12 protein-coding genes and 1 other RNA gene are annotated in these 14,416 nt (G+C 39.0%); 1 reads left to right on the forward strand and 12 read right to left on the reverse strand.

Annotation, left to right across the window (positions count from 1 at the left end):
- Positions 1-177: 177 nt before the first annotated feature.
- The 12 genes from ssrA to N9R04_RS11085 all read right to left on the reverse strand — a co-directional run bounded on the left by ssrA (position 178) and on the right by N9R04_RS11085 (position 13,273).
- Positions 178-538, reverse strand: a transfer-messenger RNA (tmRNA) gene (gene ssrA, locus N9R04_RS11030).
- Positions 539-682: 144 nt separating this feature from the next.
- On the reverse strand, positions 683-1,153 hold the full coding sequence (gene smpB, locus N9R04_RS11035) for an SsrA-binding protein SmpB (protein ID WP_262856827.1): 471 nt from the start codon (positions 1,151-1,153) through the stop codon (positions 683-685).
- 22 nt (positions 1,154-1,175) lie between these two features.
- Positions 1,176-3,554 (reverse strand): ribonuclease R, encoded by a 2,379-nt coding sequence (rnr, locus tag N9R04_RS11040; protein ID WP_262856828.1) that lies wholly within the window; start codon positions 3,552-3,554, stop codon positions 1,176-1,178.
- Positions 3,555-3,589: 35 nt separating this feature from the next.
- Positions 3,590-4,336: an alpha/beta hydrolase gene (locus tag N9R04_RS11045; RefSeq protein ID WP_262856829.1), complete on the reverse strand. Its 747-nt coding sequence runs from the start codon at positions 4,334-4,336 to the stop codon at positions 3,590-3,592.
- An 819-nt stretch (positions 4,337-5,155) separates the two neighbouring features.
- Positions 5,156-5,389: a preprotein translocase subunit SecG gene (secG, locus tag N9R04_RS11050; RefSeq protein WP_262856830.1), complete on the reverse strand. Its 234-nt coding sequence runs from the start codon at positions 5,387-5,389 to the stop codon at positions 5,156-5,158.
- Between the two features lie 67 nt (positions 5,390-5,456).
- Positions 5,457-5,921, reverse strand: a complete 465-nt coding sequence (locus N9R04_RS11055) for a hypothetical protein (RefSeq protein ID WP_262856831.1) — start codon at positions 5,919-5,921, stop codon at positions 5,457-5,459.
- Between the two features lie 195 nt (positions 5,922-6,116).
- Positions 6,117-7,421 (reverse strand): surface-displayed alpha-enolase, encoded by a 1,305-nt coding sequence (gene eno, locus N9R04_RS11060; protein WP_262856832.1) that lies wholly within the window; start codon positions 7,419-7,421, stop codon positions 6,117-6,119.
- Positions 7,422-7,533: 112 nt separating this feature from the next.
- The gene (gene gpmI / locus N9R04_RS11065; protein ID WP_262856833.1) at positions 7,534-9,051 is read right to left on the reverse strand and encodes a 2,3-bisphosphoglycerate-independent phosphoglycerate mutase; all 1,518 of its coding nucleotides are present in this window, start codon (positions 9,049-9,051) and stop codon (positions 7,534-7,536) included.
- Between the two features lies 1 nt (position 9,052).
- Entirely contained in the window at positions 9,053-9,814 is a 762-nt protein-coding gene (tpiA, locus tag N9R04_RS11070) for a triose-phosphate isomerase (protein WP_262856834.1), read from the reverse strand.
- Between the two features lie 43 nt (positions 9,815-9,857).
- Complete coding sequence (locus tag N9R04_RS11075) at positions 9,858-11,048, reverse strand: phosphoglycerate kinase (RefSeq protein ID WP_262856835.1); 1,191 nt, start codon at positions 11,046-11,048, stop codon at positions 9,858-9,860.
- 132 nt (positions 11,049-11,180) lie between these two features.
- A complete protein-coding gene (gap, locus tag N9R04_RS11080) occupies positions 11,181-12,188 on the reverse strand; it encodes a type I glyceraldehyde-3-phosphate dehydrogenase (protein WP_262856836.1) in 1,008 nt (335 codons plus the stop codon).
- 65 nt (positions 12,189-12,253) lie between these two features.
- Positions 12,254-13,273 carry a sugar-binding transcriptional regulator gene (locus N9R04_RS11085; RefSeq protein WP_262856837.1) on the reverse strand — a complete coding sequence of 340 codons (1,020 nt, stop codon included), beginning with the start codon at positions 13,271-13,273 and terminating at the stop codon, positions 12,254-12,256.
- A 283-nt stretch (positions 13,274-13,556) separates the two neighbouring features.
- Here N9R04_RS11085 and N9R04_RS11090 point away from each other — a divergent pair, with 283 nt between their 5' ends.
- A complete protein-coding gene (locus N9R04_RS11090; RefSeq protein ID WP_262856838.1) occupies positions 13,557-13,787 on the forward strand; it encodes a hypothetical protein in 231 nt (76 codons plus the stop codon).
- Positions 13,788-14,416: the final 629 nt, after the last annotated feature.

A 14,416-nucleotide genomic window follows, 5' to 3' on the forward strand; every position in this document is an offset into this window, starting at 1 on the left:
TGATCGGTTTTGACTACGGATTTAAAATCCAAGAGACCGCACGATCTACTTCTCTCTTTAACTATAAAAAATAGCTATGAAAAAATCTATCGTCATAGATTTCTTCATAGCTAATCTTAGTATGTTTAGACACTTGCAAATGCAAACCCTTTAATATCAAGGGTTCCAAGCTATAAATAATGGAGGTGGCGGGATTTGAACCCGCGTCCAGAGGTCCTGATACAAATCTTTCTACGTGTGTAGTCTGTTCGAGAATTTCACATCATGCTAGGGAACAGACAACCAACATGATGCTAGTTTGATTAGATCTCTTCTAGGCAGACTTCAAACGGCAGTGCCTAGCGTATCCTACTAAGGTTGAATCGCGTTAACAGCACGTAGGCGATGCTGTTAGGCGATGCAGTGGCTATTACGCAGCTACTGCTAAATTATCGTTTGATTTGCCAGTTATTATTAACTGAATGTGTTGATGACGGAGACAACCCTCCGACACGCTTAATGAGCTCGGGGGACCCCTGTCGAATCCAAGAACACCCCCGTAATATGAAATTGGAGACATGTACTTTCTGTTAGCAGTCGCAGTGATAATCGATATTAAGATGCTTATTTAAACTGCTCTCTAAACAGAAAGCACATATTATCTTATCAAACAGTAAGGCTTTTGGCAACATGCGTTTTTCGCTTAATAACGACTCTTAAGCGCTCTATCAACATCGCGCTTCATTGCTTTCTCTTTTAACGCTTGACGTTTATCATATTTTTTCTTACCTCTCGCAACTCCGAGTAAGACTTTGCAATTACCGCGTTTTAAATACAATTTAAGCGGAACGATAGAGTAACCTACTTCACGCGTTTGCTCGCCAATCTTATTGATTTCTCGTTGATGAAGTAATAGTTTTCGAGAGCGACGTGGATCATGGTTAAATTGATTTCCCTCTTCGTAAGGGGCAATGTGCATGTTCTGCAACCAAATTTCGCCCTTCTTTACTTGAGCATAGCTATCTTTAAGATTAGCGCTTCCACGTCGGATTGACTTGATTTCTGTTCCTTTTAACACAATGCCCGCTTCAATCGTACTCTCTATATTAAAGTCGTGCCGAGCTTTACGATTGAGTGCTAACGTACCGGGAGATGTTTTCTTCTTCTTCGCCATTTAGTTTCACCTCTTCATTGCATTATTTTTTCTTCTTACGCGCTTTTTTCTTCACTTTCTTAGCTTTGTAAAATGGCTTGTGATTTGTACTGCCTTTGCCGGATTTTTCACGTTTACGTGCATTTTTTCCTTTTCGTTGTTTGCGCTTTTTCTTTTTACCTTTATTATCTTTACCTTTATCAAGAGACTTACCTCGCGTCTTAGCCTGAATAGTTGTTCCTCTAGCTGGACGTTGGCTTGTCTCTGCTTTAGGTAAAGGCATACCGACAATTTGGAAGTCAATCATTCGTTCATCAACGTCAACATTGATAACTTTGATCTTAACTGGATCACCTATTCTAAATACTTTCGCCATCCGTTCGCCAATCAAGGCCATTTGACGTTCATCAAAGTTATAATAATCATCGGTCATATTCGCTATGTGAACCATACCTTCTACAGTATTATCAAGTTCTACAAACATACCGAAGTTAGCTACTGAACTAATCACACCTTCGTATTCTTCACCGATATGCTGAACCATAAATTCAGCTTTCTTAAGCTCATCGGTATCCCTTTCAGCCTCAATTGCTCTGCGCTCTCGCTCAGAAGTGTGTTCAGCTATTTCAGGTAAGTCCTCTTTCCACTGTTGCAACGCTTCGTCATCCATAGTTTGTTCGATGAGATATTTACGTATTAATCTGTGCACCACTAAATCAGGATATCTACGTATAGGTGACGTGAAGTGAGTGTAGTATTCAGCTGACAATCCAAAATGGCCTAAGTTCGCATCGTCATAATGTGCTTGTTGCATAGAGCGTAGCATCATAGTGGAAATCACCATTTGTTCAGGTTTACCTTCTACTTCTTTACTAATCTCTTGCAATGTTGAAGGATGAATATCTTCTCCTGTTCCACGTATCATAATACCAAAGTTCGTAATGAAGTCGAAGAACTGACGCAAACGGTCAGATTTCGGTTGTTCGTGTACACGATAGATAAAGGGAACATCCTTTTTATCGAAGTGTTCAGCAATAGTTTCATTAGCTGCTAGCATAAATGATTCGATTAAACGCTCACCTTCACCGCGATTGCGAACTTGTATATCAGTAGGAATTCCCTCGTCATTAACAAATACTTTAGCTTCATCAATGTCGAAATCAATTTCGCCACGCCGCTGTCTCATAGCAATTAAAGTATTAGATAACTCTTTAGCTAAGTCAAGCATAGGAACGAGATCAGAATATTGAGCGCGTGTTTCAGAATCATGGTCTGTAATTATCTTATTAACATTATCATAAGTCATACGGTAATTGGAGTGTATGACGCTATCAAAGATTTCATGTTTAACTATATCGCCACGTTCATCAATCTCCATGCGACAACTTAGCGTTAGGCGATCTACATTAGGGTTAAGTGAACAGATTCCGTTACTCAAGCGATGGGGAATCATAGGGATCACTCTGTCTACAAGGTATACGCTAGTCCCACGCTCATAAGCTTCAACATCCAGCTCAGAACCTTCTGTTACATAGTAACTTACATCTGCAATACTGACTGTAAGTTGAGTATGACCGTTGTCAAGCTTCTTAACACTGATGGCGTCATCCAAATCTTTAGCATCTGCACCATCAATTGTGATCGTTAACTCATCTCTTAAATCTCTACGACCTTCAATTTCCTCTGGCTTAATTTCTTCTGGTACTTCTTTAGCTTCGTCAAGAACTTTATCAGGGAATTCGATTTCAATACCGTGTTGGTAAATAATAGATAGAATATCTACGCCCGGATCATTCTTGTGACCTAGAATAGCTGAAATATGGCCTTCTGGATTATCTGTACTATCAGCATACTTAGTGATTTGTACGAGGACTTTATGACCATCTACAGCGCCTAAGTCGTTGCCTTTAGGGATAAAGATATCTTGAGTAATACGTTTATCATCAGGAATAACGAAACCAAAGTGACGCGCTTCACTGTACGTTCCTACAACCTGCGTCACATTGTGCGTTTCTATGGATTTCACTTCACCTTCAAGTTTACCCCGATGGTCACCGCGAGATTTGTGCAGTTCTACTAACACAGTATCTCCATCTAAAGCTCTGTTGATCTTAGTAGGGGGAATAAAGATATCTTCTAATTCTTTATCTTCTGGACGGAGAAAAGCAAAGCCTCGCTTATTCTGACTTAACTTACCCTTAATTAACTTCCCCTGCTTTAAATCTGGGGTTTCTTTCTTCTGGTATCTATCGGTTTTCGTTCTTTCCACTAGTCCTGATTGCTCTAGTTCAACCAATATTTTTATGAGATCTCTGAATGAATCAGCATTATCCAAGCCTAACTCATCTTGAAAGTCTGAGACAGACATAGGCTCATAATCAGGTTGTTTAATAATTTCTTCAATGGATTGCTTTAAATTCATCATGCCCCTCCTTTCCTTTGTCATTCAAGTTTAATTTATTCAGTCCATTCTAAGCTTTTAAGGAATTGGTGCACTGATTTAAACACTTCTTCCTTTTCTTTGTCTATCGTAATGACATGACCTGAATTTGCATACCATTGTATATCTTTTTCAGCTTCATCAGTATCTGCTTCGTTGTATATAATGTTCACAGAATTCGGATTGATCATCTCATCTTGTTCAGCTTGTATAACTAGTAAAGGGTCTAATACGTCGTCAATATGTTCTCTAATGTCTTGAATTTGGTGCTGTAGCTCTTTCAAAGTTGAAGTCGGTTGGAACGCCTGCATCTCTTGTTCAATTTGTTGTGGCTCTTTACCTTCGTACTGTTTGAACTGTCTTGCATACTTTAACACGCCTTCGAACATTGAGCCTTCCGTCTTAATATACATAGGAGAACACATGGTTACAATACCCTTTACATCTCGATTTAAGCTTAATTTCAATGCATAACAGCCACCGAGTGATAATCCTGCAACAGCGATTTCATCATACCCTAAATCTTTCAGGTGATCGTAAGCATCGAGTACATCTTTGAACCACACGTGAGGGCTTGATTTAAGGATTTCTTCTGGCGGCGCACCGTGACCTTCGTATTGAGGTGCGTAACAAGTATAACCTTGTTTCTGCAGATATCTACCAAGTTGTCTTACATCAGCCGAACTGCCTGTAAATCCATGTAACAGGAGCACTGCCTTTTTGCCTTCTTCAAATAAAAAAGGTTGGGGTAATTTAATCTTCACATTTGTCAGCCCTTTCACATCTATGTCTTATTATCATATCTACCCGGTTGAGAGAGACTGGCACGTACACCAGCCTCTACTTTAAATATAGGATGCGGTGTCAGTGTATGAGCTAAGTTGAGCCGTAATCTACATCACTAAATAGCACCTTAGTAGTGGTGTCAAAGAGGGTGGGACATAATGTAATGTCTCAGTCTCTTTCAGCATCTTGGCAGTAGATGACTGATTTGAAAATGCGCTTGTATCAAGCTTTTTTCAATTCTAGTCATCCTTACCGGGACGGGACGACGAAATCTTTTTTATTCAAATTAGATTTCTGTCCCGCTCCCTCTTTCAGCATCTTGGCAGTAGATGACTGATTTGAAAATGCGCTTGTATCAAGCTTTTTTCAATTCTAGTCATCCTTGCCGGGGCGGGACGACGAAATCTTTTATTCAAATTAGATTTCTGTCCCGCTCCCTTCAACATCTTGACAGTAGATGACTGATTTGAAAATGCGCTTGTATCAAACTTTTTTCAATTCTAGTCATCCTTGCCGGGGCGGGACGACGAAATCTTTTTATTCAAATTAGATTCCTGCCCCGCTCCCGTCCCATACTTCATTTACTATTATAAAATAAAAAAAGGCTGGGACATAATGTACTGTCTCAGCCTCTTCAACATCTCGGCAGTAGATGACTGATTTGAAAACGCGCTTGTATCAAGCTTTTTTCAATTCTAGTCATCCTTACCGGGGCGGGACGACGAAATCTTTTGATTCAAATTAGATTTCTGTCCCGTTCCCCCATTACTCTTCAAGAAGTGATCAATCAATTCACCTTAAAGACCAAAATAACTAATAGCAATCATAATTAAGAAAAATATGACTGACAACACAATTGTTATTCTATGCAAAAATAAATCGATACCGCGTTGTTTTTGTTTACCAAATAACTGCTCAGCACCGCCACTGATAGCGCCTGAAAGTCCGTTACTTTTACCTTCCTGGAGTAATACAACAGTTACCAATGCAATACAATCTATAATTAATAAGACTATCATCAATGTATGCATAAAATTGTCCTCCGATCATTATATACGAAAGGCATTATAGCACATTAACTAATACAATATCAATATCTTAACGATTGAACGTGCTCTTCCGCTTAATCGAAACTACCAACATGTATATCGCTAACACCGCTGATAATACTAGAACTATGCTTAATGGCACAGTCGCCCCCCACTCTTTCACATCAACAAGCGCTTTATAAATTGCTGTGAGATTTACTAAATTGTACAAGAGATTAGAGATATAAACAGCGAACATAAACCACCATAAATAAGGATGCCGGTTCCATATCGCTACAATGCCCGCTAAGTATGCGAGAACATACATAATACCTGTAAAACGAAAGCTGTTTAAGATGGTACCAACCGCATTGTCAGTTACGCGATGACCCGCATCTATAAACATTTGTTGTACTACGCTTTGGTCTAGCATTACAAATATATGTAAGGCATACAGTAGTGCGAGTGCTAAGGAGCTATATGCTATGTATTTACCGGTCTTTATTTCTTTAAGACTTGCGTTCTTATCCATCATTAAAGAATCCTCTCTACTATTTTCATTACTAATTATAACATGTTAATAGCGCAGGAGGAATTATGCGTCTATAACAAAAGCTGAGGTTATCTACAAAGCGTTACATTGTTAGTTCACCTAACATGTAAGAGTGCTTCCATAACCTCAGCTTACTTTACAATCTAAACGCTGCTCTCCTTAAGTCAACAAGGAAGTTTACTTTTCTAAATTATAGAATGATTTAATACCATCAAATTTAGCCGTTTCATATAATTCGTCTTCAATACGTAGTAACTGGTTGTATTTAGCAATACGGTCAGTTCTTGAGAGTGAACCTGTCTTTATCTGACCAGCGTTAGTAGCAACAGCTATATCTGCAATTGTAGTATCTTCCGTTTCGCCAGAACGGTGAGAGACAACAGCTGTATAGCCTGCTTTTTGAGCCATTTCGATAGCATCGAATGTTTCAGTTAGAGTTCCTATTTGATTCACTTTAATAAGAATTGAATTACCGATTCCTTTTTCGATACCTTCCGCTAATTTAACGGTATTTGTCACAAACAGATCATCACCAACGAGTTGAACACGGTCACCAATGCGGTCAGTTAGCACTTTCCAACCGTCCCAGTCGTTTTCATCCATACCGTCTTCAATGGAAATAATAGGATATTTATTAACGAGTTCTTCTAAATAATCAACTTGTTCTTCAGCTGAACGTTTAGCTCCGTTATCGCCCTCGAATTTAGTGTAGTCATATACACCATTTTCATAGAACTCAGAAGAAGCACAATCAAATCCTAAGAACACATCTTCTCCTGGCTTAAGATCAACAGCTTCAATCGCTTGAATGATAGTTTCTACTGCGTCTTCAGTACCTTTAAACTTCGGTGCGAAACCACCTTCATCACCTACAGCAGTTTCAAGACCGCGGTCTTTAAGGATCGCTTTAAGGTTATGGAAGATCTCCGCACCCCAGCGCAATGATTCTTTAAATGATTCAGCACCTAATGGTAGAATCATGAACTCTTGGAATGCAACAGGTGCGTCTGAGTGAGAACCACCATTTACAATATTCATCATTGGCACAGGTAATTGTTTGCCGTTAAAGCCACCTAGATATTTATATAATGGTTGCTCAGTATATTCAGCTGCAGCACGTGCAACCGCAATTGATACACCAAGTATAGCGTTAGCACCTAATTTACCTTTGTTATCTGTACCATCTAATTGAATCATCATTTTATCAAGAGATACTTGATCCAATACTGAAAATTCACCTTCAACAATTTCTGGTGCGATGATCTCATTAACGTTTTCTACTGCTTTTTGAACACCTTTGCCTAAGTAACGTGATTTATCACCATCTCTTAACTCTACAGCTTCGTGTTCACCAGTAGAAGCACCTGATGGTACAAGTGCACGGCCAAATGCGCCACTCTCAGTAATTACTTCAACTTCAACAGTTGGGTTACCACGTGAATCGAGGACTTCACGTGCATAGACATCGTTAATAATTGGCATGTTATTAATCTCCTTTTCCTTTAATTCTTCACTTCACTATCATTATAATCATTCTCAATCGATTAATAAAACGTTTTAATAATCATATTATAGAAAGAACTATCTTCACTTCTTAATGATTGATTAGAGATTCACCAGTCATCTCTTCTGGTTTATCAATATTGAGCAGATCAAGTAGAGTTGGTGCAAGGTCACCTAAACGACCTGTTTCGCGCAATGTGACGCCATCTTTAGTCACGATGACTGGCACCGGATTTGTCGTATGCGTAGTCATAGGCTCATCATCATCTGTCAGCACCATATCAGAGTTGCCGTGGTCAGCAGTAATAATTGCATGACCCCCCATTTCACTGATCTTATCTACGATTTCTCCTAAACACTCATCAACCGCTTCGATTGCTTTAATCGTAGGCTCTAACCTACCGCTATGGCCTACCATATCAGGATTGGCAAAGTTAAGTAGGATGAGGTCTAAATCGCCTTGATTTAACTCTTCTAAGAGCACATCTTTCACTTCGTAAGCACTCATTTCTGGTTTCAAGTCATACGTAGCAACTTTCGGTGAATCAATAAGACGACGTCGCTCGCCTTCAAACGTCTCATTACGCCCTCCACTCATAAAATAAGTTACATGAGGATATTTCTCAGTTTCTGCAATACGGAGTTGCTTCAACCCATGATTTTGAGCTACTTCGCCTATCGTATTATGCAAGTCCACTTTATCGAACACTACTTGAGCGTCGACGTTATCATTATATTTAGTAAAGGTCGCATAGTATAAGTCTTGTACTTGCTCAACTTTAAATCCATCAAAGGCTTTATCGGTAAATATTTCTGATAGCTGAGCTGCTCTATCTGGTCTGAAGTTAAAGAAGATAACCGCATCTCCATCATTAACACCGTTATTTTGACCCTCAATTACAAATGGCTCAACAAATTCATCTGTGACATCTTGTTTATAATTTGCTTCTACGCCTTCTGTCGCTGATTGATAATGCGGCGCAGCGAAATTACGGATAGCGTTATACGCTTTCTCTTCTCTATCCCATCGCTTATCTCTATCCATAGCATAATAACGCCCTGATACTGAAGCAAATTGACCCACACCGATAGCTTTGAATTGTTCTTCCGTATCATGAATATATGTGAGAGCAGATTTCTGATCTACATCACGACCATCTAAGAATGCGTGCACGTATACTTTATCAATGCCGCGTTGCTGAGCAAGCTTTAATATAGCAAACAGATGTTTATAATGACTGTGCACTCCGCCATCGGATAATAATCCAAACACATGCAGTGCCGAATCATTGTTATTCACATGATTCATTGCGTCATTTAGTACTTTATTATCGTAGAACTCTCCGTCCTCTATAGACTTATTTATGCGAGTGAGACTTTGGTATACTACACGGCCTGCGCCTATATTCATATGACCAACTTCTGAGTTGCCCATCTGCCCTTCAGGTAGACCTACATCTAATCCACTTGCTTCAATTTGCGTAGTCGGAAATTGATTGTAATAGCGGTCAAAGTTAGGTTTATGCGCCTGCTTAACTGCATTACCATGCTCACTTTCTCTGTTCGCAAACCCATCTAAGATAATGAGTGCTGTAGGTTGTTTAGCCATGTTACTTTGCACCTTCTAACAATTTCATGAAATCATCAACTTTAAGTGAAGCGCCACCAACTAGAGCACCGTCAATATCACTTTGTCCCATGTATTCTTCAATGTTATGTGGTTTCACACTACCACCGTATTGAATACGTGTTTCTTCAGCTACTTGATCATTAGATAACTCTGCCAACGTCTTACGCACGTGCGCACACATTTCGTTTGCATCTTCAGCATTTGATGATTTACCAGTACCGATTGCCCAGACAGGTTCATAAGCGATTACAACTTGTTTAAGCTGTTCTTCACTGAAACCTTCTACAGCTTTTTTCACTTGCTCGCCTACAACTTCATTCGCCTTGCCACTCTCACGCTGCTCATCGGATTCACCTACACAGATGATAGGAATCATATTATGGTTGAATACAGCATGTGCCTTTTTATTCACTTCTTCATCAGTTTCATGGAAGATGTCACGACGCTCTGAGTGACCAATTACTACGTATTGAACGCCTAAGTCTGCAAGTGCTAACGGAGATGTTTCTCCAGTAAATGCACCGCTGTCTTCATAATATGCATTCTGTCCACCAATTTTTAGCCCTTCTGCTTTCCCTTCTTTAACGAGTGATATGAGTGCATCTAATTGAATAGTAGGTGCACAAATCACTGATTCTACTTGCTTTGTATCAGGTAATGTTGGTAAGTCATTTATGAATTCTTTAGCTTCTTGAACCGTCTTATTCATTTTCCAGTTACCAGCAATAATAGGTTTTCTCATTAAAATCACTCCTATGGTTATTTTTAACTATGGTAAGCTTAACTTATTTATCATTAATAGCGCCTATGCCAGGTAAGTCTTTACCTTCTAGATATTCTAACGAAGCTCCACCACCAGTTGAAATGTGACTAAATTTATCGCCATAACCTAACGAACTAGCTGCAGCTGCTGAGTCACCGCCACCGATGATCGTGTTAGCGTCTTTCAACTCCGCGATGGCTTCACATACACCCGTCGTTCCTTTAGCGAAGTTACTGAATTCAAAGACACCCATAGGTCCGTTCCACACAACAGTATGCGCGCCTTCAAGCTGTTCTTTAAATAACTGAACAGTCTTAGGACCGATATCTAATGCTTCTTGATCTTGTGGAATGTCATCAACTGAAACCTCAGTAATTTCAGCATCGTTTGAGAATTCAGATGCTGCTTTAACATCAACAGGTAACACAATTTGATCACTGTGGTCGTCTAGTAACTTTTTAGCAAAATCAATCTTATCTTCTTCTAATAATGATTGACCGATTTCTTTACCTTGCGCCTTTAAGAATGTATATGCCATACCGCCACCGATAAGTACTTTGTCAGCAATATTGAGTAAATTAGTAATCACGTTAATCTTATCGGACACTTTCGCACCGCCGAGGATAGCTACTACAGGTTTGTCTGGATTCTCAACGACACCACCGATATAACGGATTTCTTTATCCATGAGATAACCAGCGACTGTTTCTAGGTGCGTAGCAATTCCTACGTTTGAAGCGTGCTTACGATGCGCTGTGCCAAAAGCATCGTTGACGAAAACATCTCCTAGAGAAGCCCAATATTTACCTAACTCAGGATCGTTCTTAGACTCTTTCTTACCATCTAAGTCTTCAAAACGAGTATTTTGCACGAGTAGGACGTCACCTTCGCCTAGCTCTTTAATTGATTGTTCAAGGTTCTCACCTCGAGTTTCGGGAACAAATTTGACCTTTTGATCTAATTTAGACTCTAAATCTTTAGCAATTGGTTCGAGCGTTAAACTTTCTTTGTCACTTTCCTCTTTAACTTTACCTAAATGGGAGAATAGAACGACTTTACCACCTTGTTCAATGATGTATTTAATGGTTGGTAAAGCTTGAACGATGCGATTATCGTCAGTTATTTCCCCATCTTTCATAGGCACGTTGAAATCCGCACGTACGAGGACTGTCTTACCTTTTAATTCTAAGTCAGATACTATTTTCTTTGCCATTAGAACTTCCTCCTTAATATGGACTCTAAAGTAAAAATAAGCGGAGAAGCGCCTGTGCTCCCCGCTTACTCCTAAGCCCGTTACAATTCAATCATAGCACAAAGGCATGGCTACTTGTTGAAATTGTAATACTTATTTACTTTGTTCTGCTAGATATTCAAGTGTACGTACGAGTTGTGCAGTATAAGACATTTCATTATCATACCAAGCAGCTACTTTAACTAATTGACGATCACCAACAGTCATAACACGAGTTTGAGTTGCGTCAAATAGTGAACCGTAAGTCATGCCGATAACGTCAGAAGAAACAATTTCATCTTCTGTATAACCGAATGATTCTGTTGAGGCATTTTTCATTGCGTTATTTACATCTTCGATAGACACATCTTTTTCTAATACTACTGTTAATTCAGTTAAAGAGCCTGTTGCAACTGGTACACGTTGTGCTCCACCATCTAATTTGCCATCAATTTCAGGGATAACCAAGCCGATAGCTTTTGCCGCACCAGTTGAGTTAGGAATGATGTTTTGTGAAGCTGCACGTGCACGACGTTTGTCACCTTTTTTGTGAGGTGAATCTTGTGTATTTTGATCACCAGTGTATGCGTGGATAGTTGTCATGAATCCTTCAACTAAGCCAAATTCGTCATTAAAGACTTTAGCCACTGGAGCTAATGAGTTAGTAGTACATGACGCACCTGAAACGATTTCTTCAGATCCATCTAATGTGTCATGGTTTGTGTTATATACGATAGTTTTCATATCACCTTTACCAGGTGCTGAGATTAATACTTTTTTAGCACCAGCGTCAATATGAGCGTGTGCTTTCTCTTTCTCAGTGAATAAGCCTGTACATTCAAGGACTACATCGATGTCTAAGTCTTTCCAAGGTAATTTGCTTGGATCTGGTTCAGAGAATGATTTCACTTCTTTACCATTTACGCGGAAACCGTTGTCTTCAACTTCTACTTCGCTAGTAAAACGTCCTTGCATTGTGTCATATTTAAGTAGGTGTGCAAGCATTTCGTCGTCAGTTAAATCGTTAACTGCAACTACATCGATACCATCTACATCTTGGATTCTTCTAAATGCTAAACGTCCAATTCTTCCAAAACCATTAATCGCTACTTTTACTGCCATGTCAATGGCCTCCTTTAAAATGATATTTTGTAAAGTGAAATTACATTAATTTCAATAGTTTAATATTACTTTGTTTCTGTAATAACCTGTGCTGCGCTTTCATCTGTGATCAATACAGTGTTTTTCGGAGCAATCTCAAGATAAGCTTTGATCGCTTCTCCCTTCGATTTGCCTCCTGCCACTGCATAAATGTACTCCTTAGATGTTAAATCTTCGAGTTGCAACCCAATGGTTTTCACTTTATGAATGATCTGTCCTCGCTCATCAAAGTAATAACCAAAGGCTTCGCCCACAGCATTATGATGTTGAAGTTTCTCCACCACATCGTTAGAAGATTGTCGTCGATACGCCATCTTCAGCGCATCACCAATGCCATGAATCGTTACATTTGATTGTTTAATCTTCTCTAAAGTTTGAATTACTGACGGTTCTGACATCAACATATGATATGTTGATTCACTTACGTTATCTGGAACGTATAGTGTCGTGTAGTCTCCACCAGTTTGTTGCGCCATACTCGCAGCAATCGTATTAGCTTGATAGCCAACATTCTCTCCAAGACCTCCCCGAGCCGGGACGAAGAAGACTTTAGAGACTAACTGATGCATCGAATTACTCACATATGCCATGGTCGATCCACCAGTTACTGAAACGATTGCTTGATCGTATAGAATCGATTCAACGATTTCGCCAGCTTGCTTCGCCATTTCGATCTTCACTGATTGCTCATCATCAGAATCGCCAGGGATTACAAGCACATCCTCAATTTCATACTTATCCTTGATCATTTGAGCTAATTGTTGATTGTCAGCATAGATATTGAAATAAATACTCAGCTGTTTAACTGTCTCTAAACCACTCGACGTTATCTCCATACCAGTTGGCTTAACCTTTATGAGGTCTTGAGACTTCAGAGCGTTCGTTTCAGATCTGAGTATGCGTTCTGTAATCCCCATCGTTTCACTTAAACTGCGTCGACCCACTGGTTGTTTCTGAGCGATAGTAGTGAGTATCGAAAAGCGACGATACATCTTATCAACGACTTCAGGTACGAGTCTTTGTTGTACTTTAATTAAGTCCTGCACTACTATCCTCCTTCACTATTTTTTATATTAGGGTCAAGATATAACCACGGTTTGACTTTATACGTCCCTCATGGGACAAAAAAATATTATCTTTACAGTTAAAATACTACTACTGTCTTTTTTAAAATGCAAGAGAAAGATTTACGTGATCATCTCTGCTATTATATATTATTTTATTACCCATAAAATGTAATTTATAATCGTTATTTACGCTTAAATAAGTTTTTAAATCAATGAAATCGGCTACTACATATAGTAATCATTTTTTAAAGGAGTGGTAATAATGACTAAACGCCGTGAGACTGAAGATCATGAAGTTATAGAACCTGGCGACAAGCGATACAAAGATGATAGTTACTTTAAAAATCAAGAACCTCATAGATATGAGGAAGAAGATCCTAATATTTATATCCGCAATTATGGTTGTACTAGTGGACCTGGCTGCATGGGTGGTTGTCTCTTCTCTATCATCATATCAATATTACTCACTTGGTTACTCAATTTACTATTTTAACATCACATAATTAACGGTAAGGTCTTAAAGCGAGGCATAAATTCTGAAGTTATAGTTAGTTGGAAAAGCGTATGAGTGTAGCTAGGCATTAAGTCATGTGATTCTTTATATAATCTATATAGAGCAGTGACTCATTTTAATCTTCTAACACTTTTAGTTATCAGTTGTAAAACATATAAAAAAGGAGGGAGGTTAAAATCTTACTGATCCTAACACTCCACTCCTTAAGACGACTTGAAAATTTCAACTTGTTTCCAGTCGCCTGATTCATATGATTTTATTGAGGATAAGACATAAAGCTTCTTCGCTATTGGAAACCGATTAATAGCGTTCCAAAAGCAGGATGTCGACAGAAACGCTCACGATTCGGGAGCGGGACAGAAATCTAATTTGAATAAAATGATTTCGTAGTCCCGCCCCGGCAAGGATGGCTAGAATTGAAAAAAGCTTGATACAAGCTCGTTTTCAAATCAGCCATCTACTGCCGAGATGTTGAAGAGGTTGGGACATAAAGATCTTTGATTAGAGAGAATAAGGCAATTTCTATTGTAATAATACAGAAATTGCCTTTTTTACTATTATTTTGACTATAGTTAGCTCGTTGAGCTACTACTTTTCTTATATTAAGT

The organism is Staphylococcus marylandisciuri (assembly GCF_025519785.1).
GTDB lineage: Bacteria > Bacillota > Bacilli > Staphylococcales > Staphylococcaceae > Staphylococcus > Staphylococcus marylandisciuri.